This is a genomic window from Actinoplanes sp. TFC3 (genome assembly GCF_001553785.1).
Classification (GTDB): domain Bacteria; phylum Actinomycetota; class Actinomycetes; order Mycobacteriales; family Micromonosporaceae; genus Actinoplanes.
Map to the genome: position 1 here is coordinate 3,652,684 of NZ_LOJP01000001.1, position 23,536 is coordinate 3,676,219.

The 23,536-nt window shown below is 69.4% G+C and carries 21 protein-coding genes; 11 read left to right on the top strand and 10 right to left on the bottom strand.

Features of this window, described 5'->3' with window-relative positions; translation table 11 throughout:
- Positions 1-6: 6 nt before the first annotated feature.
- Positions 7-963: a D-2-hydroxyacid dehydrogenase family protein gene (locus TFC3_RS16445; protein WP_067500619.1), complete on the top strand. Its 957-nt coding sequence runs from the start codon at positions 7-9 to the stop codon at positions 961-963.
- Here the strand turns inward: TFC3_RS16445 and TFC3_RS39345 are convergent, their stop codons facing one another.
- From TFC3_RS39345 to TFC3_RS16455, 3 genes are all read right to left on the bottom strand, one after another.
- The gene (locus tag TFC3_RS39345) at positions 964-1,113 is read right to left on the bottom strand and encodes a hypothetical protein (RefSeq protein ID WP_236718155.1); all 150 of its coding nucleotides are present in this window, start codon (positions 1,111-1,113) and stop codon (positions 964-966) included. It abuts the gene before it with no gap.
- A 23-nt stretch (positions 1,114-1,136) separates the two neighbouring features.
- The gene (locus TFC3_RS16450) at positions 1,137-1,691 is read right to left on the bottom strand and encodes a pyridoxamine 5'-phosphate oxidase family protein (protein WP_067500621.1); all 555 of its coding nucleotides are present in this window, start codon (positions 1,689-1,691) and stop codon (positions 1,137-1,139) included.
- Positions 1,692-1,769: 78 nt separating this feature from the next.
- Complete coding sequence (locus TFC3_RS16455) at positions 1,770-3,131, bottom strand: cation:dicarboxylate symporter family transporter (RefSeq protein ID WP_173745326.1); 1,362 nt, start codon at positions 3,129-3,131, stop codon at positions 1,770-1,772.
- Between the two features lie 101 nt (positions 3,132-3,232).
- Between TFC3_RS16455 and TFC3_RS16460 the strand changes: the two genes are divergently transcribed.
- The 4 genes from TFC3_RS16460 to TFC3_RS40480 all read left to right on the top strand — a co-directional run bounded on the left by TFC3_RS16460 (position 3,233) and on the right by TFC3_RS40480 (position 8,022).
- Positions 3,233-4,822, top strand: coding sequence for a sensor histidine kinase (locus tag TFC3_RS16460; protein WP_067500623.1), 1,590 nt, complete (start codon positions 3,233-3,235; stop codon positions 4,820-4,822).
- Positions 4,819-5,502 (top strand): response regulator, encoded by a 684-nt coding sequence (locus TFC3_RS16465; protein WP_067500625.1) that lies wholly within the window; start codon positions 4,819-4,821, stop codon positions 5,500-5,502. Before TFC3_RS16460 ends, TFC3_RS16465 begins: the two co-directional genes overlap by 4 nt.
- Positions 5,503-5,644: 142 nt before the next feature.
- Entirely contained in the window at positions 5,645-5,965 is a 321-nt protein-coding gene (locus TFC3_RS16470; RefSeq protein WP_067500627.1) for a YciI family protein, read from the top strand.
- Positions 5,966-6,030: 65 nt separating this feature from the next.
- A complete protein-coding gene (locus TFC3_RS40480; protein ID WP_067500630.1) occupies positions 6,031-8,022 on the top strand; it encodes an RNA polymerase sigma factor in 1,992 nt (663 codons plus the stop codon).
- A gap of 75 nt (positions 8,023-8,097) precedes the next feature.
- Here the strand turns inward: TFC3_RS40480 and TFC3_RS16480 are convergent, their stop codons facing one another.
- On the bottom strand, positions 8,098-10,434 hold the full coding sequence (locus tag TFC3_RS16480; RefSeq protein ID WP_067500631.1) for a beta-glucosidase: 2,337 nt from the start codon (positions 10,432-10,434) through the stop codon (positions 8,098-8,100).
- 236 nt (positions 10,435-10,670) lie between these two features.
- Here TFC3_RS16480 and TFC3_RS16485 point away from each other — a divergent pair, with 236 nt between their 5' ends.
- Positions 10,671-11,132, top strand: a complete 462-nt coding sequence (locus TFC3_RS16485; RefSeq protein ID WP_067500634.1) for a hypothetical protein — start codon at positions 10,671-10,673, stop codon at positions 11,130-11,132.
- A 177-nt stretch (positions 11,133-11,309) separates the two neighbouring features.
- On the opposite strand, the gene TFC3_RS16490 is transcribed toward TFC3_RS16485, so the two are convergent.
- From TFC3_RS16490 to TFC3_RS16505, 4 genes are all read right to left on the bottom strand, one after another.
- Positions 11,310-11,534 carry a hypothetical protein gene (locus TFC3_RS16490; protein WP_067500636.1) on the bottom strand — a complete coding sequence of 75 codons (225 nt, stop codon included), beginning with the start codon at positions 11,532-11,534 and terminating at the stop codon, positions 11,310-11,312.
- A gap of 216 nt (positions 11,535-11,750) precedes the next feature.
- Entirely contained in the window at positions 11,751-13,886 is a 2,136-nt protein-coding gene (locus TFC3_RS16495) for a transglycosylase domain-containing protein (RefSeq protein WP_067506865.1), read from the bottom strand.
- Between the two features lie 242 nt (positions 13,887-14,128).
- Positions 14,129-15,073: a hypothetical protein gene (locus TFC3_RS16500; protein ID WP_082772102.1), complete on the bottom strand. Its 945-nt coding sequence runs from the start codon at positions 15,071-15,073 to the stop codon at positions 14,129-14,131.
- A 78-nt stretch (positions 15,074-15,151) separates the two neighbouring features.
- A complete protein-coding gene (locus tag TFC3_RS16505) occupies positions 15,152-16,576 on the bottom strand; it encodes a GntP family permease (RefSeq protein ID WP_067500640.1) in 1,425 nt (474 codons plus the stop codon).
- 228 nt (positions 16,577-16,804) lie between these two features.
- Between TFC3_RS16505 and TFC3_RS38540 the strand changes: the two genes are divergently transcribed.
- Entirely contained in the window at positions 16,805-16,960 is a 156-nt protein-coding gene (locus tag TFC3_RS38540) for a hypothetical protein (protein WP_173745327.1), read from the top strand.
- Positions 16,961-16,964: 4 nt separating this feature from the next.
- Positions 16,965-17,792 (top strand): PfkB family carbohydrate kinase, encoded by an 828-nt coding sequence (locus tag TFC3_RS16510; RefSeq protein WP_067500642.1) that lies wholly within the window; start codon positions 16,965-16,967, stop codon positions 17,790-17,792.
- Positions 17,793-18,018: 226 nt separating this feature from the next.
- Here the strand turns inward: TFC3_RS16510 and TFC3_RS16515 are convergent, their stop codons facing one another.
- Together TFC3_RS16515 and TFC3_RS16520 are read right to left on the bottom strand one after the other, a co-directional pair.
- On the bottom strand, positions 18,019-19,260 hold the full coding sequence (locus tag TFC3_RS16515) for an RNA polymerase sigma factor (RefSeq protein WP_201787254.1): 1,242 nt from the start codon (positions 19,258-19,260) through the stop codon (positions 18,019-18,021).
- A 2-nt stretch (positions 19,261-19,262) separates the two neighbouring features.
- Positions 19,263-19,589: a YciI family protein gene (locus TFC3_RS16520; protein ID WP_067506867.1), complete on the bottom strand. Its 327-nt coding sequence runs from the start codon at positions 19,587-19,589 to the stop codon at positions 19,263-19,265.
- A gap of 427 nt (positions 19,590-20,016) precedes the next feature.
- On the opposite strand from TFC3_RS16520, the gene TFC3_RS16525 reads away from it, so the two are divergent.
- The 3 genes from TFC3_RS16525 (at position 20,017) to TFC3_RS16535 (ending at position 23,341) form a co-directional block, all read left to right on the top strand.
- Positions 20,017-21,381, top strand: a complete 1,365-nt coding sequence (locus tag TFC3_RS16525) for an ABC transporter substrate-binding protein (protein ID WP_067500646.1) — start codon at positions 20,017-20,019, stop codon at positions 21,379-21,381.
- A gap of 110 nt (positions 21,382-21,491) precedes the next feature.
- On the top strand, positions 21,492-22,433 hold the full coding sequence (locus TFC3_RS16530) for a carbohydrate ABC transporter permease (protein ID WP_067506871.1): 942 nt from the start codon (positions 21,492-21,494) through the stop codon (positions 22,431-22,433).
- The gene (locus tag TFC3_RS16535; protein WP_067500648.1) at positions 22,430-23,341 is read left to right on the top strand and encodes a carbohydrate ABC transporter permease; all 912 of its coding nucleotides are present in this window, start codon (positions 22,430-22,432) and stop codon (positions 23,339-23,341) included. The genes TFC3_RS16530 and TFC3_RS16535 overlap by 4 nt, the downstream gene beginning before the upstream one ends.
- The last annotated feature ends 195 nt before the right edge of the window (positions 23,342-23,536 follow it).

A 23,536-nucleotide genomic window follows, 5' to 3' on the forward strand; every position in this document is an offset into this window, starting at 1 on the left:
AGGGGCATGAAAATCGTGGTGCTGGATGACTATCAGCGGGTGGCGCGCACGTTCGGGGCTTTCGACACGATCGCCGGGGCCGAGGTGGTGGTGCTGCACGAGCATCTCGGCGGGCTGAACGAGGTGGCCGCGGCACTGAGCGGCGCCGAGGTCGTGGTGGCGATGCGCGAACGGACGGCGTTCCCGGCCGAGCTGTTCGACCGGCTGCCCGAGCTGCGGCTGCTGGTGACCACCGGCATGCTCAACGCCGCGATCGACCTGGCAGCAGCCACGGCGCACGGGGTCACCGTCTGCGGCACCACGATGGGCGGTTCGGCCAAGAGCTCGAACACCGCCGAGCTGACCTGGGCGTTGATCCTGGCCGTGCGCCGGCACCTGACCACCGAGGATCGGGCGCTGCGCGACGGCCTGTGGCAGACCACCATCGGCTCCGATCTGGCCGGCAGCACGCTGGGCCTGCTCGGGCTGGGCCGGCTCGGCACCCAGGTCGCCCGCATCGGCCAGGCCTTCGACATGCGGGTCATCGCGTGGAGCGAGCACCTCACTCCCGAACGCGCCGCCGAGGTGGACGTGACCCGGGTGCCCAAGGACGAGCTGTTCGCCACCAGCGACGTGCTGAGCATCCACCTGAAGCTCGGCGAGCGGACCACCGGGCTGGTCGGCGCGGACGAACTCGCGGCGATGAAACCCTCGGCGGTGCTGATCAACACCTCGCGCGGGCCCATCGTCGACGAAACCGCCCTGGTCACCGCGCTGACCACGGGCAGGCTCGCGGGCGCCGGGCTGGACGTGTACGACACCGAGCCGCTGCCGCAAGGTGACCCGCTGCGCGGCGCGCCGAACACGGTGCTGCTGCCGCACCTGGGCTACGTGACCGAGGGCGCCTACCGCACCATGTTCGGGCAGGCCGTCGAGGACATCGTGGCCTGGCGCGACGGCACGCCGCTGCGGGTGCTCGACTGATCAGGCCGCCTTGCTGGCCACGGCCTTGCTGCGCGTGCCCAGCGCCTGCGCGCCGGTGATGGCGCGATCGTGCACGATGGTCAGCGACTCGTTGCCGGGCGGCGCGGACACGTCCCATCCGTGCAGGTAGCCCGTCCCGGCCACGGACAACGTACGCAGCTCGGGGGGCCGGCTCAGCCGTTGAACGCGGGCAGCCCGTCGATGCTTTCGCTGTTCTTGGTGCGGCGGTACGTGGCGAGGTCCTGCGGCGACTTGCGTTCGCTCCAGCGCACCAGGGTGTCCCGATCCCCCTCGTACGCCATCAGCGGCACCGAGTAGCCGCACGAGTCGCTGACCCGGTCGACGTCGATGAACACCACGGACCGAGCGCCGTGCACGTCCGGCGGGTCGGGGAACAGGGCCAGCGCCTCGGGCCAGCCGGGGTCGGTCAGCGCCACCATCCGGCCCTTGCCGTGCAGCCGGACGATGTTGGGCGGGCCGGTGAACGCGCAGAACATCACCGTGATGCGGCCGTTGTCGGCCAGGTGTGCGGCGGTTTCGGCACCGCTGCCGTGATAGTCCAGGTAGGCCACCCGGTGCTCGTCGAGCACGCGGAAGGTGCCGTGCATGCCCTTGGGTGAGAGGTTGACGTGCCCCTCGGGGCCGGCCGGGGCGGTGGCCACGAAGAACATCGGCTGCGCTTCGATGAACAAGCGCAGCCGACCGGTGATCGCCTCATGCAGTTTCATGGTGCCAGTCTTCCCGCAGGGCGCAGCTGGAGCCACCCCGTCGCCGAGGGGCCTCGCGACGGGGTGGTGGCTCAGCGGTTACTTGACCGGAGCAGGCTCGGTATCGGCCGCGGCCGGCTCCTCGTGGTGGTGGTCGTCGTCGAGCATGGTGTTCTCCGGGAACGGGTCGTTGCCCGCCAGAACCTGCAGTGCCTTGTCCCGGTCGAACTGCCCGGTCCAGGAGCCAACCAGCACCGTGGCCACCGCGTTGCCGGCGAAGTTGGTCAGCGCGCGGGCCTCGGACATGAACCGGTCGATGCCCACGATCAGCCCGACGCCGTCCAGCAGCTCCGGGCGGTGGCTCTGCAGCCCGCCGGCCAGGGTGGCCAGGCCCGCACCGGTGACCCCGGCGGCCCCCTTCGAGGCGATGATCATGAAGGCCAGCAGCGAGATCTGCTCGCCGATGTTCAGCGGCTGGTCCATGGCCTGGGCGATGAACAGCGAGGCCATGGTCAGGTAGATCGCGGTGCCGTCGAGGTTGAACGAGTAGCCGGTCGGCACGGTGATGCCGACGACCGGCTTGGCCACGCCGAAGTGTTCCATCTTGGCGATGAGCCGGGGCAGGGCCGACTCCGACGACGAAGTCGACAGGATCAGCAGGAACTCGCGGCCCAGGTACTTCAGCATCGCGAACAGGTTGATCCGGGCGAAGAACCAGAGCAGCGCGGCCAGGATGACGAACACGAAGATTGCGCAGGTCAGGTAGAAGCCGAGCATGATCTGGGCCAGGCTCTTGAGCGCGTCGACGCCGGTCTCCCCGACCACCGCCGCGATCGCGCCGAACGCGCCGATCGGGGCCAGCCACATGATCATGGCGAGGATCTTGAACACCAGGCGCTGGAACAGCCCGACCGCCCGCAGGATCGGCTCGCCGCGCGGTCCCATGGTCTGCACGGCAAAGCCGACCAGCAGCGCCACCAGCAGCGCCTGCAGCACCTGACCCTGGGTCAGCGAGGAGACCAGCGTGGTGGGGATGATGCCGAGCAGGAACGCGGCGGTGCCTTCGCCGGCGGTGTCGCCGACCTGCTTCTGCCCGGCCGCTGCGGCCTCAGGGGTCAGGTGCAGCCCCGAGCCGGGGTGGATGAGGTTGCCGACGACCAGGCCGATGGCCAGCGCGACCGTGGACATCAGCAGGAAGTAGCCCAGCGCAAGGCCGCCGACCTTGCCGACCTGGGCCGCCTTGCGCACCGAGCCGACGCCGAGCACGATCGTGCAGAAGATGACCGGGCTGATCATCATCTTGATCAGGTTGACGAAGCCGGTGCCGATCGGCTTCAGCTCCTTGGCGAAATCCGGGAACAGAAAGCCGACGGCGATGCCGAGCAGGACAGCACCGATCACCGCCAGGTACAGCAGGTGCGTGCGGTCCCGCCGAGCCGGGGCGGTGGTCTCCAGTGCCATGCCGCAGACTGTGGTCTGGGTCTCATCGGCAAGCACCATTACGTTCATTCTGTTCACCGCTGCGAAACGCGGTGCTGCCCCGGGCGAAACAGGAGCGGGAGATGACCGGACACTGGAGCATCGCGCGGCAACTGTTCGCTCTGCAGGTGCTGGTCGTGACGCTGCTGGTGGGCGCGGGCACGGCCGGGACGATCCTGCTGGCCCGCCGCGACGCGCGGGCCGCCGCGGTGCAGGAGGTGACAGCGGTCGCCGAGACCATCGCTCGCTCCCCCGCGACCGCCGACGCGCTGCGCAGCGCTGACCCCTCGGCGGTGCTGCAGCCCTACGCCGAGGCCACCCGCAAGGCCACCGCCACCGACTTCATCGTGGTGATGAGCCCGGACCGCACTCGCTACACCCACCCGACGCCCGAGCTGATCGGCCAGAAATTTGCCGGCTCGGTCGACAAGGCGCTGGCCGGCGGCGTGGTGATTCAGCAATTCAAAGGCAGTCTTGGCGATTCGGTACGAACAGTGGTCCCCGTTCGCGCCCAGAACGGCACCATCATCGGGTTGGTCTCGGTCGGCATCACCACCCAGGCCATCAACGCCGGTCTGCTGCGCCAGGTGCCCGCCGTCGCCATCGCCACGATCATCGCGCTGCTGCTGGCCGGCACCGGCGCGTGGCTGCTCAGCCGCCGGCTGCGACGCCAGACCCACGGCCTCGGCCCGGCGGAGATCACCCGGATGTACGAGTACTACGACGCGGTCCTGCACTCGGTGCGCGAGGGCCTGGTCGTTGTCGACCGCGACGGCAAGGTGGCGTTGATGAACGACGAGGGCCGGCGACTTCTGGGCGTACCGGATGATGCTGTTCTGGATGGCCCGGCGGACGGCCTGGACCTGCCCGCGGAGGCCGCGGCGCTGATCGCCTCGCGGCGGCCCACCGTCGATGAGCCCGTGCTGGCCGGGGAGCGGGTGCTGGTGGCCAGTCAGCGCGAGACGCGGTTCGAGGGGCGGGCACTGGGCACGGTGCTGACCCTGCGTGACCATACCGAGCTGCAAGCCCTGACCGGAGAGCTGGATTCGGTGCGCGGCCTGACCGCGGCCCTGCAGGCCCAGGCGCACGAGGCGGCCAACCGGTTGCACACGGTGCTGACCATGGTGGAACTGGGCCGGGCCGAGGAGGCGATCGAGCTGGCCACCGCCGAGTTGGCGCTCGCGCAGCAGCTCACCGACCAGGTGGTGGGCGCGGTCGAGGAGCCGGCCCTGGCGGCGTTGCTGCTGGGTAAATCGGCGCAGGCCAGCGAGCGTGGCGTGGAACTGACGGTGGCGCCGGAGTCGCGCCTGGCCGGGGACCGGGTGCCGAGCCGGGACCTGCTGACGGTGGTCGGCAACGCGGTGGACAACGCGCTGGAGGCGGTGGCCCTGGTGGAGGCGCCGCGGCGGGTGCGGGTGCTGGTGCGTCAGGAGGAGAACGAGGTGCTGGTCGAGGTGAGCGACACCGGTCCCGGTCTGACGCCGGAGCAGGCCGCCGCGGCGTTCCGCCGGGGATGGTCGACCAAGCAGGGTCCCGGGCACGGCGTCGGCTTGTCGCTGGTCCGGCAGGTGGCGCAGAGGTACGGCGGGAGCTACGCGCTCACCTCCGGCTCGGATCAGCGGGGTGCGGTGCTGACCGTCCGCATCCCGGTGCCCGCTGCGATGCCGCTGTGAAGAACATCCGGGTGCTCGTGGTGGACGACGAGCCGTTGATTGCCGAGGCGCACCGGACGTACACGGAAAAGGTCCCGGGCTTCTCGGTTGTCGGGGTTGCGCACACGGCTCGTGATGCGATGGCGGTGCTGCGGACCGGCGAGGTGGATCTGGTGCTGCTCGACCTGAACCTGCCCGATCGCCACGGTCTGGAGGTGGCCCGGGCGTTGCGGGCGGCCGGAAGCGGCACCGATGTCCTGGCGGTCACCTCGGCCCGCGATGTGGGAACCGTGCGCCAGGCGGTGGCGCTGGGAGTGACCCACTACCTGCTGAAGCCGTTCACGTTCGCCGCGTTCCGCGACAAGCTGGACCGCTACGCCCGCTATCGCAGCCAGCTACCGGGAAGCGGGGAGATCGCCGCGCAGCACGAGATCGACCGGGCCTTCGCGACGCTGCGCAGTTCCCCGCACGACAGCCTGCCCAAAGGCCTCGACGAGCACACCCTTGACCTGGTGGTCACGGCGCTGCGCTCGTTGCCGGCCGACAGTGGTCTGTCGGCCGGCGAGCTGGCCGGGCGGATCGGGACGTCGCGGGTGACGGCCCGGCGCTACCTGGAGCACCTGGCCGAGGCGGGGCGGGTGCTGCGGATTTCGCGGTACGGCAGCCCCGGCCGGCCGGAAGTCGAATACCGGCCGGCCTGACTGTCTTGTACCGGACCGGTCACCCTGAGCTTGCATCTGGGCCTTGTTCCCACCGTGTGACAGGTAACGTGGCCATTACCTGTCACATCGCTGGCTCGACGTCCGGAGGCAAGCCGACGTTCACGGGAGAAGGAGAACTGCGATGCGCTACCTGATGACGACCAAGGGCGGGGACGAGCCGGACGAGGCCCTGTACGCCGAGATGGCCAAGTTCATCGAGGAGATGACGGCCTCCGGGGTGCTGCTGGCCACCGGCGGCCTGGCCCCCACGGGGGTGGTGATCCGCTCGGCCGGCGACGAGATCACCGTGACGGACGGGCCGTTCACCGAGGCCAAGGAGGCTGTGGCGGGGTTCGCCCTGGTGGAGGTGCGTTCCCAGGAAGAGGCGATCGAACTGGGCCGCCGCTTCCGCCGGATCGTGGGTGACGGGGAGAGCGTGCTTCAGCAGGTCTTCGGGCCGTGACGTCGTCCGCCGGGTCCGCAAGCGCCGCCGCCTCGGGTGGCGGCGCTTCGGACGCGGCTGGAGCTGTGGGAGCGGTCTGGCGGGGGGAGTCGGCTCGCATCATTGGCGCGTTGATGCGGATGGTGCGTGACGTCGGCCTGGCTGAAGAGCTTGCGCAGGACGCCTTGGTAGCCGCGCTGCAACAGTGGCCTGGCACCGGCGTACCCGACAATCCTGGCGCCTGGCTCATGACTGTGGCCAAGCGGCGCGCCGCCGACCACCTGCGTCGCGCCGCCGTCGAGGAACGCGCACAGGACAGCATCGGCCGGGACCTGTCCACCACCGCGCCCATCGAGGCGCACAGCGACGACGAGCTGCGGCTGATGTTCCTGTCGTGCCACCCGGTACTCGCTTCGCGCGCCCGCGTCGCGTTGACGTTGCAGGTGGTTGGCGGGCTGACCACCGCCGAGATCGCCCGAGCTCTGCTGAGCACCGAGGCCCGGGTTGCCCGGCGGTGCGCGACGGCGAAGCGAACCCTGGCCGAAGCGGGAGTGCCGTTCGAGCTGCCCGGGCGCGAGGAACTGGCCGGTCGGCTCTCGGCCGTCCTCGAGGTCATCTACCTCATCTTCAACGAGGGGTACTCGGCCACGTCCGGCGACGACCTGCTGCGGCCGGCGTTGACGCTTGAGGCGTTACGGCTGGGCCGATTGCTGGCCACGCTCATGCCGCAGGAGCCCGAAGTGCACGGGCTGGTGGCGCTGATGGAGATTCAGGAGTCACGGGCCGCCGCGCGCACCGGGCCGGCGGGAGAGCCGGTGCCGCTGGCCGAGCAGAACCGGGGGCGCTGGGATCCGCTGCTGATCCGCCGGGGGTTCACCGCGATGCTGCGGGCCCGTGAACTCGGCGGGCCACCCGGTCCGTACCTGCTGCAGGCGGCCATTGCGGTCACGCACGCGCAGGCAAGGACCGCCGAAGCGACCGACTGGGTGGGAATCGCCGCGCTTTACGACGCCCTGGTACGACTGCTGCCCACCCCGGTCGTGCAGCTCAACCGCGCGGTCGCCGTCGCCATGGCGCGCGGACCCGAGGAAGGGCTCGCCATCGCCGACACGGTCGCGGACGACCCGCGGCTGATCGACTACCACCTGCTGCCCGCCGTACGGGGCGATCTACTGGCGCGGTGCGGCCGGCCCGCTGAGGCGCGGCGGGAGTTCGAACGGGCGGCGGCGCTGACGGCCAACGCGGCGCAGAGCGCGTTCCTGCTGCAGCGGGCCGGTTCCCTTGAGGACGGTGCCGCCGGCGGGCTGCTGCTGGGGGCTTCGGTGGAGGCGTTTCTGGGACGGGCGGAACTGAGCGGGGGAACGCTGTGGGCGTACCGTCAGACCTGGCATCGCCTGCGCCGCATTCTGGGTGAGCGGGCCGAGGTGCGTGAGCTTACCCCGCAGCAGGTTGCCCGAGCCTTCGCCATCGCGTGGGACGCATGCGCGGCAGCAACGTGGAACAGGCACCTTGCCGCGGTCCGGTCTTTCGCCGAATCGGCGTCCGCCCCGCACCTGGCCGCCGCCCTGAACCGCCGAGCCCCAGCGCCAGACCCGGACCGCCGCGCGCCAGCCCCATTTCCCGCGGCCGCCGCTCAAAGAACCTCACCCCCGCTCGCTGGCAGGAACCGCAAGGCCCGCAGGCGCGGCCGAACCCCGGCGATGGCCCCCGCCGAGGTCTCAGATCTCCTGCAGCAGCCGAACCATCCGCTGCGCGAGCGGACCCTCTGGACCCTGCTGCACGAGTCCGGCGCCGGAGCCGCCGCAGCGCTTGCCCTCGACCTCGACGACCTCGACCTCGACGACCGGCAAGCGCTCTCCGGCATCACCTGGCGCTCCAGGACCGCTCGGCTGCTGCCTGAGCTGATCGGGGAGCGCACCCGCGGGCCGCTGTTTCTGGCCGAGCGACGGCCCGGTCCCGGACGACCCCGGCAGCCGGGCGACGTGTGCCCGGACACCGGGCGCGGGCGGCTCTCCTATGAGCGCGCCGAGTACCTGTTCAAGCAGGCCACCGGGCTCACCTTGCGTCAGCTGGTCTGACCCGGCAGTTCCGGGGTGCCGATGACCCGGGTGGAGAAAGGGCACCCGGATCGAGTCGCCGGACAGCTTGCCACGTCAGCGTACTTCCACCACCACCGCAGTCGTCAGCACCCGGCCCGGCCCGGCCACCCGGCGGTCACCGGTGAGCCGGATCGTGGCACGGCACGGCAGCTCGGTCACCGACGGCCCGGCGAACAACTCGATCTCGCCCGGTTCGACCACGCGCAGCAGGTCACGGCCCACGTACGCGGTCCGGTCGGCGTGCAACGTGAACGTCACCTGCGCTGCGGCCCCGGCGGCCAGCGGCACCCGGGCATACCCGGCGAGCTGGCGCAGCGGCCGGGTCACCTCGGCCTGAACGTCGTGCAGGTACAGCTGGACGACTTCAGCGCCGTCGCGCGGGCCGGTGTTGCGCACGTGAACGGAGATCGTGACCGTACCGTCCGTCGGAATCTCGGTTTTGTCGATCTGCAGGTTCTCATAGGAGTACGTCGTGTAGGACAGCCCGTGCCCGAAGCCGAACATCGGCGTCGGGTCGAGGTTGCTGACGCCCTCGCTGAAAGCCCCGAGCGGCGGCTGCAGATAGGTACCCGGCTGGCCGCCCGGCAGTCGCGGCACCTGCACGGGCAGCTTGCCGCTCGGGTTGATCCGCCCGGACAGCACGCCCGCGATCGCCGCGCCGCCCTCCTCGCCCGGCATGAACGCCTGTACGAGCGCCGCCGCCTGCTCGTAGGTGCCCAGCGCGTACGGCCGTCCCGACACCACGACCAGCACCACCGGCGTGCCCGCGCCGAGCAGTTCGGTGACCAGGTCGCCCTGCACCCCCGGCAGGCTCAGGTCCGGAACATCGCAGCCCTCCCCGGAAGTTCCGCGCCCGAACAACCCGGCCCGGTCCCCCACCACCGCGATGCACACGTCGGCTGCGGCGGCGGCGGCAACCGCGGCGGCAAATCCCGACCGATCCTCGTCGCGGATCGGGCACCCGGTCTCCAGCACGAACTCGTCATCGGGCAGTTCCCGCTGCAGCGCCGACCACAGCGAGTCAGCTTCCACGCCCAGGCCGTACTCCGGGTAGTCACCGAGCACATGGTTCGGGTAGGAGTAGCAGCCCATGAACGCCTGCGCATCGTCCGCGCACGGCCCGATCACCGCAAGGCGCCGCGGCCGGCTCCCCATCGTCAGCGGCAGGACGTCACCCTCGTTGGCCAGCAGGATCACCGAACGCTCGGCCAGCTCACGGGCGATCTCCCGGTTAGCGGGCCGGTCCAGATCGATGCCCTGGCCAGCCGCGACGGAATCCTGCGGCGTCCAGTGCGGATCCAGCAGACCCAGTTCCGCCTTCTGCCGCAACACCCGCCGGACCGCACGATCAACCAATTCCTCCGGTACGTCCCCAGCGCGCACCCGCTCAACAAGCTCATCGCCGTAACAGATGGCATCCGGCAACTCGACATCGATGCCGGCCCGCAACGCAAGCGCCCCCGCCTCCCCCGGGCTGCCCGCCACCCGGTGCATGGTCTGCAGGAACGGGACGGACCAATAGTCGGACACCACCACGCCCTCGAAACCCCACTCGTCACGCAGCACCCCGGTCAGCACCGTGGCATCCGCGCCGACCGGAACACCGTCGATCTCGGCGTACGAGTTCATCACCGACCGCGCCCCACCCACCCGGATCGCCGTTTCGAACGGCGGCAGTATGATCTCGCGCAGCTCGCGGGGTCCCATCGGCACCGGTGCGTGGTTCCTCGCCGCCCGCGACGCCGAGTAGCCCGCGAAATGTTTCAGCGTGGCGACAATGCCGTTCTCCTCCAGACCGCTGACGTATGCCGCGCCGAGCGTCGCCACCAGGTACGGGTCCTCGCCCAGGGTTTCCTCGACGCGCCCCCACCGGTAGTCCCGCACCACGTCGAGCACCGGTGACAGCCCCTGATGCACGCCTACCGCTCGCATGTCCGCCCCGATCGCCGCCGCCATCCGCTCGACCAGGGCGGCGTCGAAGGTGGCCGCCCAGGCCAGCGACGCCGGAAACACCGTCGCCCCGAGCGTCGTGAACCCGGTCAGGCACTCCTCATGCACCATCGCCGGAACTTTCAGCCGTGACCCCGCAACAACCGCTTCCTGCAGCTCGACAACCCGCTGCCGACCCTGCTCCGCCGTGACCGGCCGGGTGCCGAACGGGCGGGTCAGATGCCCGATGCCATTGGCCACCGCAGTGCGGAGCGGGCGATTACCGGCGGCGAACACTTCCTGCATCGGGGCGACGTCGCCGGTGCTCTCCATGCCGAAGCCGGGCCACACGCTGCCCAACTGGGCGATCTTCTCCTTCAGCGTCATGGCCGCCAGCAGAGCCTCGGCGCGCCGATCGGGGGTCAGGGCGTGGTCGGTCCAAGCCGGGTGCAGCGCGGTCATGGGATCCTCCTGCGGGGGTACGCTCCGGGCCCCGCCATCCGACCGGCCCGGCGCCGAAACTTCCGAAGATTTTCCGGATGCAGGGGCAGTCTCTCCCGGTTCTTCGATGGAACGCAAGCCTCGCCCGTCAGCCGCGTGCAGCTTCTGTCCGTAGCCGATCGGCGGTCTTGATGTCCCCGGTAACCAGCTCGATCCGCATCGCATCATTGTCGTACCCTTGTCCCAGCATCACGATCATGGCGATTCCCGAGCGCGTCCCGATCTCGTACGAGCCGGACTACCGCACCAGCTCAATCGGCACCTACGACGGCGGGCAGTTCTTCGGCTCCGTCACTGCCACCCTTGAGGACGGTGCCGGCGCATCCGACGACTGGTACAGACATAAACGCTGGTACGCCGTGCTGCACCGTTTCAACCCGGACGGCGCCCACACCGGCTCCCAGATCTGGTGTGCCGGCACGAGCGAGAACGAGCAGGGCTCGACCGCCCTCGCCCAGGCACGCCTCGACGAGTGGGTCAAGGCGCTGCCCGGGCCCATCTTCGGCGACATCGCCATCAAGCTGTTTCACGTCGAGTTCGAGGGCCACACCTTCGGACTGGTCGACCAGTCGCAGGAATACGACGGCGAGGATCACGCGGAGTTGGTGCCCGACGACTTGGGCTTCGACCCGCCGTGGGACGGCTGCTACGACACCTGATTCTCGTGCGGTTGAAGGCGCGCGGGTTGCGCGGCTCGCGCGGCTACGACCTTAGGGGCCATCTCGCAGTAGCTGTCGATGATCAGGCGTCCCCGTCAGTCCGGTCGACAAGAAGGGCGCCCGCGACGTTGCTACCCCAGTCAGCGCAAAGACGGCGGGCCGCCCCCGATCAGACCATCAGGGTCGATGCTGCGGTACGCCGGGCCGCTGCCACTGAGCGACCCACCGAGCAAGCGCACCCCGGTTCCGCGCCCACCGAAGCGTCGACGCCACCAGCAGCCAAGCGACGAGCAGCACCACCTCGTTGACCCCAGCCCGCCGCGCAGCCAGGCACACCAAAGCCGCGACGATGAGCGTGGTGTGCTCGAGGAGCTCGGCAACCTGTGGGCAGGCGACCGCCATCAGTGCTGGACGTTCGTTCAGACGCTGACCGCAGCGCTCGGCCAGGACGATCCCCCGGTCGTGCTGAAGACCGGGGACGGCTGGGCCCGCTGCTCGGATCGGCTGTCGCCGGTGCTTGTCGAGATGGTCACGTCGGAGGCAATGTTCTCCGTTGACGAGCACCTCGCCGACAACCGCCCGCTGGACGGCACAGCGCGCAGCCAGCAGATCAACGACCTACTCGCCGGGTTTCTTGAACTCCTCGACCGCCCGGCCTTCCATGTAGTCAGCCACGGTCTTCCACACAACCGGGTTCACGATCCCGTGATCCATCTTGTCGTAGTGGTTGGACCAGTCGGGGTTCACGAGATACCCGGCCACAACGGTGTCGCGGGTGCCGACCACGAGCGCTGCGGTCTTGTCGGCGTCGGTGGTGCCGGTCTTGCCGAACACCGGGTGCCCGACAGCGTTGTGGACCTGCGGCGCCGTGGAACCGTTGCAGCTACCGAGCTGGGCTTGGTCACCGACCGGGCACCGGGCCGCGTCGAGGGCCTGGCGGGCGACGTCCTTGGTGGTCACGCGCTTGCAGGAGGGCTGACCAGCGTCGATCTTGCTGCCGTCGGCCGCGGTGATGCGCTGGATCGGGGTGGGGGTGCAGTACATGCCGTCGCCGGCCAGGGTGGCGTAGGCGTTGGCGATGTCCAGCGGCGTCGAGGAGGTGACGCCGAGGGTGAAGGCGCCGAAGGTGCTGGCGGTGGCGTCGTCGGCTACCAGCCTGGCGTCGGAGGCAGCGCGAAACTGGATCCCGAAGCGCTTGGCCACGTCGACGACCTTGTCCGCGCCGACCTGCTCTTCCAGGGGTACGAAGTAGGTGTTCACGGACTTGCCGAACCCGGTCCACATGTTGAAGGTGCCCTGCTCGCTGGCCGAGGCGTTCTTGGGGCACCAGAAGTGGGTGCCGGCGCAGGCCGAGGGTGAGCTGGGGTCGATCACGTACTGCGACTTGTAGGTCGCCGGGGAGTTGATCGAGTGGTCGAGGCCGAAGCCGTTCTCCAGCGCGGCGACCATGGTGAACATCTTGAACACCGAGCCGGCCTGGTAGCCGGTGATGTCGCCGCCGCCGGTCATCAGCGGGTTCGTGGTGTTCGGGTAGGTGCCCTTGACGCCGTTCTCGGCGAGGTCGGGGTTGGAGTTGGGCTTGTTCTTGGTCAGGTCCAGGCTGTACTTGCGGTTGGCGGCCAGCGCCTGCACCCGGCCGGTGCCGGGCTGCACCGCGGCCAGCAGCAACGCGTTGCGGCTGTTGTCACTGGTGGCGTCGGTGATCTCCTTGCGAGCCGAGGCCTGGGCCTTGATGTCCAGCGACGTCACGATGCGGTAGCCGCCGGACTTGAGCTGGCGCTCCCGTTCGTAGGAGTTGGCGCCGAAGGTGTCCTGGCTGAGCCACCACCGGTAGACGTAGTCGCAGAAGAAGCCCCAGTTGTTCTTGGCCACCTGGGTGCAGCCGTTGCCGGGGTGGTTGGCGGTGCGGCCCAGCTTGACCTTCTTGGCGGTCGCGGCCTGCTCGGCGGTGATCTTGCCGAGGCTGAGCATGTTGTCGATGATGTAGTTGCGCCGGTCCAGGGCCTGCGGGTAGCCGCTGGCGGTGGTCGGGTCGAACGCGGTGGGCGCCTTGACCATGCCGGCCAGCAGCGCCGCCTCGGCGACGGTCAGGTCCTTGGGCTTCTTCTTGAAGTAGACCTGGGCACCGGCGTACACGCCGTAGGCGCTGTTGCCGAACGGGGCCATGTTCAGGTAGCGCTCCAGGATCTGCTGCTTGCTCAGCTCCTTCTCCACCTGCATGGCGTACTTCATCTCGGTGAGCTTGCGTTCCGGGGTGTCCTTGGTCGCCGCGATCGCCTCGCTGGGCGTCTTGGCGGTGTAGGCCAGCGTCATGCGGACGTACTGCATGGTCAGCGTGGAGGCACCCTGCTGCGCCCCGCCCTGCTTGTTGTTCACGAACGCCCGCGCGACGCCTTTGAGGTCGACGCCGTTGTGCTCGTAGAACTGGTGGTCCTCGGCCGCCACGATCGCGTCCTGCATGTTCTTGGAGATCTCGGTCAGCGGCACATCGCTGCGGAACTCGTCGTACATGACCGCGATCTGGGTCTTGCCGTCCGAGGCGAAGATCCGTGACACCTGCGGCGCCGACTGCTGCTCCAGCTCGCTGGGCAGCTCCGCGAAACTCTCCGAGCCGGCCTTGGCCGCCAGCCCCGACATCGCAACCGCCGGGAACGACGCGGCCGCCACCACCACACCGGCGAGCAACCCGCAGATCACCAGGGATCCGGAGTTGGCAAACAGGGAGCGGTCGCGTTTTCGGGTCCAGAAAGTCACCCGGTCAACGTTAGCCACGGAGATCCAGCACCACCTTTCGAGGGTCACCCCATTTGCCTACATGTCGGGCGGGATTACAGCGATTTCTCAGCCAACCTCCCGCACGCAGGGTGAGCAGGCACGCAGAAGATCCGGGCCGGGTCGCTTATGCCCCGGGCGGCGCGTTCCTACTCCTGTCCCTCCGCCTCGGGGGGCGGCACCGGCCGGGGCGGGCGTGCGGCACATCTCACACCGGTACGCCCTCACAGTTGACTCTCCAGAGTAGCTACGTCACCCACAGCAGCCGCCGCGGCCATGCGCGCCTTCGCGTCAGAGTCGCCGTAGAGGACGTACCGCAGGAACTCCGTGGTGGTTCGGGTGGTGGCCTCGAAGTCCGTGCTTTCGGTGACGTGCCCGCCGTCGGTGATCGACAGCATGGCCCGCGACCAGGGCACCGCTGCGTAGACCGCATGCCCGGCCCGGTAGGTGACAGTGGTGTCCTTGCGCCCGTGCACGAACAGCATCGCGGCGGCGGGGCCGGTGAACGGTACGCCTTGGAAGTCGGTGCCGGCGAACACCAGGCCGGCCTTGAGCCGCTCGTCGCGGTGGGCGCTGAACAGCCCGGTGGTGGTGATGCCGCCCGCCGAGTGCCCGGCGGCAGCGATCCGGTTGGGGTCGATGGCCGTGGTCACCGTGCCCGCCGAGCTGAGCAGCAGGTCGATCACGCGCGAGCCATCCTGGGGCTGGTTGACGATGTCGTTGGCGTCGAAGTTCTCGGCGCCGTACCAGGTGTTGGGATAGGTCGGCCCGGCCACGACGAACCCGGCCTGGGCCCACCGGGTCAGCATCGCCTCGTAATCGCCGGGCTGCGACGTCAAGCCGTGGCTGAACAGCACCAGAGGAAAACGGCCCGCCGCGGCCGGGTACCAGACTGTGGTGGGCAGCGTCCGGTCGCCGCGGCTGAACGAGAACACCTTCTTGTCCACCGCGTACGTCTGGGCCGGGGCGGTTCCCGGCGGCGGCGTGTACGCGGCCGTGATCGTTTGTGGCGCCAGCGACGAAGAACTCGTCGAGGCGAGGATCGGGGTGGCCGACGCCGAGGCGGTGCTGCCGCCGGTCATCCCGATGTCGGTCTCCGCCGTGCAGGCGGCCAGGGTCCCGCCGCCCGCCAAGCTCGCGATCGCGAGCACCAGAGTCCGTCTGCGCATGTTCCCAGTGTTTGCCACGAACCTGTGACGATCTTGAGAATCCGCAGGTCAGCAACGTCACATCGGGACAAGCGCGGGCTAGACAAACACGTCAAGCAGCATCACACAGGCGAAACCGACCACGCTGATGATGGTCTCCATGACCGACCAGGTCTTGATGGTCTGGCCCACCGTCATCCCGAAGTACTCCTTGACCAGCCAGAAACCGGCGTCGTTGACGTGCGAGAAGAACAGCGAGCCACAGCCGATGGCCAGCGCGAGCAGCGCCACCTCAGGCTTTTCCAGGGTGCCGGCGAGCGGGGCCACGATGCCGGCCGCGGTGATCGTCGCGACGGTGGCCGACCCGGTGGCCACCCGGATGCCGACCGCCACAAGGAAGCCGAGCAGCAGGGCCGAGATGTTGGCGTCCTTGGCCGCGTCGGCGACGACCGTGCCCACCCCCGCGTCGACCAGCACCTGCTTGAAGCCACCGCCGGCGGCCACGATGAGCAGAATGCCGGCGATCGGGGGCAGCGACCCGCCGATCACCGAGGAGGTCTGCGCCCGGTCGAAGCCGGCCCGCTTGCCCAGCGTCCACATCGCCAGCAGCAGCCCGAACAGCAACGCCACGACCGGCTCGCCGAGCACCTCGAACACCGTGCGCACGCGGGTGCCCTCATCCATGGTGAGTTCGGCGATCGCCCGCAGAAGCATCAGGACAATAGGCACCAGTACGGTCAGAACTGCCGCCCAGAAGCTCGGAATCCGCCGCGCATCCCGTCCCCCGGCGTCCCGCTCAGCATCCGGGTTGTCCGGTTCGGCGGCGGCACTCGTCGCGACGCGTGCAGGCGCTGGAACGTCGACCCGCTTGGCGATGAACGTGCCGAACACCGGCCCGGCGATGATCACCGTCGGGATCGCGCAGATGAGGCCGAACGCCAGGGTCAGCCCCAGGTCGGCGTTGAGGCTGGAGACCGCCACCAGCGGGCCGGGATGCGGCGGGACCAGCCCGTGCAGCACCGAGAGCCCGGCCAGCGCCGGGATGCCGATCTTCAGCAGCGAGCCCCGGGTGCGCTGGGCCACCAGCAGCACGATCGGCACCAGCAGCACGACGCCCACCTCGAAGAACAGCGGCAGGCCGATCAGCGCGGCCACCCCGGCCATCGCCCACGGCAGGGCGTTGCCGGTGAACTTGCGCACGATGGTGTTCACGATGCCGTCGGCGCCGCCGGACTCGGCGAGCAGCGCCCCGATCATCGAGCCGAGCGCGATGAGCAGGCCGACGTTGCCGACGGTGGTGCCGACGCCGGCGGTGAACGAGTCGATGGTGTCGCCGGGTGCGGCTCCGGCGATGATCCCGAGCGCCCCCGCGCCGATGATCAGAGCGAGGAAGGGATGCCACTTGGCCCAGGCGATGAGCAGAACAACGATGGCGATGCCCAGCACCGCGGCGAGAACGAGCTGACTGGTTCCGGCGTCGGTGATCGCGTCCGCGGCCAGAACAGGTGCGGCTAGCGCTGTCATGGGCGGGCCGTACCCCGTTCGGGGGAACCTCAATCCCGGCCGGGTCATCGCAGCCGGGTTCTCGCGGCCGGTGGTAAGACGATCTCGTGCGTGCCGTGCAGAGCGCGGGTTCCAGCCGTGGCCCGGTCCGGTCGGCCCGCAAAAGCGCGTGTCAGCAGGTGAGACGTGCTCGCGTGTGCCACGATCACAGGGCCACGCACGACCGGAGGCGGGAGAGGGGGGTGGATCATGAAGAAGGCTGTGGGCTGGATCGCGCTGTTCCTGGTCATCTTCTACATCGGCACGAGCCCGGGCCCCGCGGCGGACACCGCGCAGGGCATCGGCGACGGGATCGCGCAGGTGTTCCGCAACATCGGCGTGTTCTTCTCCAACCTGGCCGACTGACAAGGTGCGCCTCGTCTGCGCCGGGCTGGCCACGCTGGACCTGATCCAGCGGGTGGACCGGGTACCCGGCGTCGACGAGAAGGCCGAGGCGCTGTCCACCGAGGTGGCGGCGGGCGGCCCGGCCACCAACGCCGCCATCACCGCGGCGGTGCTGGGAGCAGAGGTCACGCTGCTCACCGCGATCGGCGCCCACCCGCTCGGCGACCTGATCCGCGCGGACGTGAGCGCCTACGGCGTTCACATCATCGACGCAGCGGCGCAGCGCATCGAGCCGCCACCTGTCTCGGCGGTTACCGTGCTGGAGTCCACGGGCCAGCGCACGATCGTCAGCCGTAACGCTGCCGGGGCTGCTGTGGACGTACCGGATGGACTGGATTTTTCGCAGGTCGACGCCGTGCTGGCCGACGGGCATCATCCCGCGCTGGCCTTGGCCGCGGCCCGCAGCGGGAAGCCTCTGGTGCTGGACGCGGGAAGCTGGCGGCCGGTTTTCGAGCAGTTGCTGACGATGGCGAGTGTGGCGGCGTGTTCGTCGGCCTTCCGGGCCCCCCGCGATCTGCGGGCCATGGGGGTCCATCGTGGAGCTGTCACGCACGGACCGGATCCGGTGCGATGGTGGTCGGGGGCCGAGACCGGAACCATACCCGTGCCCGAGGTGCCGGCCGCCGACACAGCAGGCGCCGGCGATGCGTTCCATGGCGCGCTGGTCGTCGCGGTCGCGCAAGGCAAACCCCTGCAGGAAGCCTTACGGTACGCCGTGAGCGTCGCAGCCGTGCGCGTCCAGCACCGCGGCCCCCGCACCTGGCTGCAGCACCTACCCACCCGCCGCGAATAGCTCCCCCACGGCGGGCCGGGGCCGGAGGTAGCCGGCACCGGCCCCTTGAAGGAAACCGGTCTGCAAGGCCCGCACAGCGCCGGTGCCGCTGGTGCACGGCGGTGAGCCCGCCCCGGTCTGTTCCTCCTCGGCTATGACGTCACGCTGGGCGGCATGCTGCACCAAGCGGCCACCGAGCCGCGGGCCGTGGCGCGCTCTGCCCACCGGCCTCTTACCCGATAACTGCTCATCCTGCTGGGGCCTCGCCGGTCAGGCGGTCACGGCGGCGGGTCAGGACGGCGGTCTGGGCGGTGTTGCCGGTCAGCGCGATGGCCTGGTCGTAGGCCGCGCGGGACTGCTCGGTGCGACCCAGCCGGCGCAGCAGGTCGGCGCGTGTGGCGTGGAAGGCGTGGTAGCCGGCCAGCGGGGTCGCGAGCCGCTCGACGGCGGCCAGGGCCACCTCGGGGCCGTCCAGCTCGGCGATTGCGATGGCCCGGTTGAGCGCGACCACCGGTGAGGCGTCCAGGCGGACCAGCCGGTCGTAGAGGGCGACGATCTGCGACCAGTCGGTGGCGTCGATGTGGTGGGCGCTGGTGTGCACGGCGTTGATGGCGGCGAGCACCTGATAGCGGCCCGGGGGTTCGCCGGTGGCCAGCCGTTCGCGGATCAGAGCGTGCCCCTCGGCGATCAGCGTGGCGTCCCAGCGGCCGCGGTCCTGCTCGTCGAGGGTGATCAGCTCGCCGCCGGCGGAGATCCGGGCGGCGTGGCGGGCCTCGGTGAGCAGCATCAACGCCAGCAACCCGGCCACCTCCCCGTCGTACGGGAGCAGGGCCCGCAGCAGGCGGGTGAGCCGGATCGCCTCGGCGGTCAGCTCGTGGCGATCCGGGCCGCTGTGCGAGCCGGTCGGCAGATAGCCCTCGTTGAAGATCAGGAACAGCACGGCCAGCACCCCGGACACCCGCGCCGGCAGGTCCTGCGCCCGGGGCACCCGGTACGGGATGCGCGCTGCCTTGATCTTGGCCTTGGCCCGGGTGATGCGCTGGCCCATGGCGCTTTCCTGGACCAGGAAGGCGCGCGCGATCTCCGGCATGCTCAACCCGCCGACCAGGCGCAACGTGAGTGCTACCCGGCTCTCGGGGGCCAGCGCCGGATGGCAGCAGGTGAAGATCAGCCGCAGCCGGTCGTCGTCGATGACACCCTGGTCACCGGGCGGCTCGTCGCCGAGCACCATCTGCGCCTCCCGGTGCTTGTCGTCGCGTTTGGTCTCCCGGCGCAGCCGGTCGATCGCCTTGCGGGTGGCCGCGGTGGTCAGCCAGGCACCGGGGTTGGGCGGCACCCCCTGCTCCGGCCAGCGTTCGACGGCGGTGGCGAACGCCTCGGCCGCCGCCTCCTCAGCCACGTCGAGATCGCCGAAGCGCTTGGCCAGGGCGGCGACCACGCGCGCCCACTCGTCGCGGTGGGCACGCGTGAGCGCGCCGGGCACGTCCACGCTCACAGGAACGGCCGCACCTCGATCTTGCGGTTGCAGGCCCGCGAGGCCTCGGTGCCCAGCCGCAGCGCCACGTCGAGATCCGGCGCCTGCAGCACCCAGAAGCCGGCCATGAACTCCTTCGACTCCACGAAGGGCCCGTCGGTGACCAGCGCGGCACCGTCGCGGTTGTCGATCACGGTGGCGTTGCTGGGGCCCGCGAGACCCCCGGCGAAGACCCAGTGACCCTCGGCCTGCAGCCGGTCGTTGAACACGTCGATGGCGGCCATCTCCTCGGCGCTGCCGGCGTGGTTGGCCTCTTCTGCGATGACGGTGACCAGATATTGCATCTCGGACATCTCCCGCGGTTTCGCCGGCGCCCCCTTGGCGCCGCTCACCCTGGCAACGAACGCCGCCCCTCCGATCCGACAGGACCGGCAGAATTTTGTCGAGCAACCACGCTTCCCGTTGCGCACAAGTCTTGCCGTTGAGGGCGCTGCGGAAGCGCTCCCACACGGTCCGTTATGAAAGATCTTGCGGCGTCAGCAACGTCACCGCATCGATCACAACCGTTGAGAAGTGTGGTCCGACCAGGACTTACCCCGCAGAACGGGGTCGCTGGCGCAGGTGAAGCGGGCTTCCGGTGCCGAATCGTTACTTGGTTGATCATTCGGAAACATTGCGAAACACGTCGCCTCACTCTTGACTGACTCCCGGGGAAACCGGAGACAGTGACGGCGTAGTCACGCCCCGGCGTGATGTGACATAGGGAGAGGCATGTTCGGTCTTGCGAAGAGCCGTCGCCTGCGCGGCGCGCTCGCGGGCACCGTGGGAGTCGGGCTCGTGCTGAGCGTGGCGGCCTGCGGCGGCAGCAGCGACTCGGATGACGACTCGGACACCGCGACGCAGTCCATCGACTGCTCGCAATTCAGCTCGTACGGCGACCTCAAGGGCAAGACGGTATCGGTCTACACCGGCATCGTGACGCCTGAGGACAAGGCCTACAAGGATTCGTACAAGCCCTTCGAGGACTGCACCGGCGTCAAGATCAGTTACGAGGGCGACAAGTCCTTCGAGACGCAGATCCTGGTGCGCGCGAAGGCCGGCAACCCGCCGGACCTCGCCATCGTCCCGCAGCCCGGCCTGCTCAAGCAGCTGGTCGCCACGGGCAAGGCGGTCGAGGCCCCGGCCGAGGTGTCCGCGAACGTGGACAAGTTCTGGAGCAAGGACTGGAAGGCGTACGGCACGGTCGACGGCAAGTTCTACGCCGCGCCGTCGGGTGCGAGCGTGAAGTCGCTGGTCTGGTACTCGCCGAGCGAGTTCAAGGACGCCGGCTACCAGGTGCCGACCACGCTGGCCGACCTCAAGACGCTGACCGACAAGATGGTCGCGGACAAGAAGAAGCCGTGGTGCGTGGGCATCAGCAGCGGTGAGGCGACCGGCTGGCCGCTCACCGACTGGATGGAGGACTTCATGCTCCGGATGTCCGGTCCGGAGACCTACGACAAGTGGGTCAAGCACGAGATCCCCTTCAACGGCCCCGAGTCCACCGCCGCGCTCGACGCGGTCGGCGGGTACGTGAAGAACCCGGCGTACGTCAACGGCGGTCTCGGTGACGTCAAGAGCATCGCCACCACCACGTTCCAGGACGCCGGCCTGCCGATCCTCGACGGCACCTGCTCGCTGCACCGCATGGCGAGCTTCTACGCGGCGAACTTCCCGAAGGACACCAAGGTGGCCGAGGACGGCGACGTCTTCGCGTTCTACCTGCCCGGTCAGGACGCCACCACCAAGCCGGTGCTCGGTGGCGGCGAGTTCAACCTGGCGTTCGCCGACCGTCCCGAGGTCAAGGCGTTCCAGACCTACCTGTCCACCGACACCTGGGCGAACATCAAGGCCGGGGCCTCGCAGGGCTGGATCTCGGCCAACAAGGGCCTGGACATCAACAAGGTGAGCAACCCGATCGACAAGCTGTCGGCCGAGCTGCTGCAGAACCCGAGCACGGTGTTCCGCTTCGACGGCTCGGACCAGATGCCGGCCGCGATCGGCTCGAACGTGATCTTCAAGCAGCTGACCAGCTGGGTGACCGGCCAGGACACCAAGACCACTGTCGACAACGTCGAGAACGCGTGGCCCAAGTGAGCTAGGACCATCCCGGGGCCGGCCGCCGCAGGTGGCCGGCCCCCTTTCTCCCCCAAGGAGGTACGGGTCGCGTGTTAACCGCAGAAAGCAACGCCGGCAAGATCGGGCTGATGATCGCCGCGATCCTGCTCTTCGCCGCGGTCGTGGGGCTGATGCTGTTCATCGCCACGCTGGTCCGGGGGCGCCGGACCGACCGCTGGACGGCCTACATCTATCTGCTCCCGACGCTGCTGCTGCTCGCGGTCGGGCTGGTCTACCCCGGGCTGCGCACGATCTGGGAGTCGTTCTTCAACGCCGCCGGCGACGCGTTCATCGGGCTCGACAACTACAAGACCATCTTCACCGACGGCGACCAGCTGACGGTGCTGCGCAACACGGTGTTCTGGGTGCTCGTCACCCCGTTCGTGGCCACCGGCGTGGGCCTGCTCTACGCCATCCTGGTCGACAAGTCGCGCTTCGAATCGGCCGCCAAGGCGCTGATCTTCCTGCCCATGGCCATCTCGTTCGTGGGCGCGTCGATCATCTGGAAGTTCGTCTACGAGTACCGCCCCGACCAGGGCAACGTGAAACAGATCGGCCTGCTCAACCAGGTGCTGGTCTGGCTCGGCGGCAGCCCCCAGCAGTGGCTGGTCACCTCGCCGCTGAACACGTTCCTGCTGATCGTCATCATGATCTGGATCCAGGCCGGCTTCGCGATGACGGTGCTCTCGGCGGCCATCAAGGCGATCCCGGACGACATCGTCGAGGCCGCCCGCCTCGACGGCGTGACCCCGTGGGGCATGTTCCGCTTCGTCACGCTGCCGGCGATCCGCCCGGCCGTGGTGGTCGTGCTGACGACCATCGCAATCGGCACGCTCAAGGTCTTCGACATTGTTCGTACGGCCACCGGCGGGCAGTTCAACACCAGCGTCATCGCCAACGAGTTCTACAGCCAGAGCTTCCGCAGCGACAACCAGGGCCTCGGCGCGGCCCTGGCCACCCTGCTGTTCATCCTGGTCATCCCGATCGTCGTCTACAACATCCGGCAGCTCCGCAACTCGGAGGCGCTATGACCACCTCAGCTCCGCCGGCCACCCCGCTGCCGGTACCCGTCGGCGAATCCACGGCGTCGTTCGCCAAGCGCAAGCTCACCTCGCCGTGGGCCTCGCTCGCGGCGGTCGTCATCGCCATCCTGTGGACGCTGCCGACGTTCGGCCTGCTCGTCTCGTCGTTCCGCCCGGAGCGCGCGATCAAGACGACGGGCTGGTGGACGTTCTTCAGCAACCCGACGCTGACGATGGACAACTACAAGGCGGTGCTCGACGCCGACGAGGGCGCCGGGCTGGGGGCGTATTTCGTCAACTCCCTGGTCATCACGATCCCGTCGGTGCTGATCCCGCTCACGCTGGCCACCATCGCGGCGTACGCGTTCGCCTGGATCAAGTTCCCGGGCCGCAACATCCTGTTCCTGGTGATCTTCGCCCTTCAGATCGTCCCGTTGCAGGTGACCCTGATCCCGCTGCTCACCCTGTACGTGGACGCGGGCCTGGCCAACACGTTCTGGACCATCTGGCTGTCGCACTCCATCTTCGGTCTGCCGCTGGCCATCTACCTGCTGCACAACTTCATGCGCGAAATCCCGTCGTCACTGCTGGAAGCGGCCCGGGTCGACGGCGCCGGGCACGTGGCGATCTTCTTCCGCGTGCTGCTGCCGCTGCTGCGCCCGGCCCTGGCCGCGTTCGGCATCTTCCAGTTCCTCTGGGTGTGGAACGACCTGCTGGTGGCGCTGACCTTCGCCGGCGGCGGGGACAAGGTAGCGCCGATCACGGTGGCCCTGGCCAACCTGAGCGGCACCCGCGGCACGGCCTGGCACCTGCTGTCGGCGGGGGCGTTCGTGTCCATCCTGGTCCCGGTGACCATCTTCCTGCTGCTGCAGCGCTACTTCGTCCGCGGCCTGCTCGCGGGTGGCGTCAAGGGCTGACCGGCCGGAGCTACCAAGGCGACCCGCTGTCCCTCGGGACGGCGGGTCGTTTGTCTGCCAGTCCTCGCACGGTTCCCATGGCATGGGTTGGCCTCGGGGACGTATCTGGAAGTTGTCGGCTCGGAGGCGAGGACCGGTCGGTCACGGCCCTTGAAGTCGACAAGAAGGCCCCTGTCGGACCGCCAGCCGCAGCGG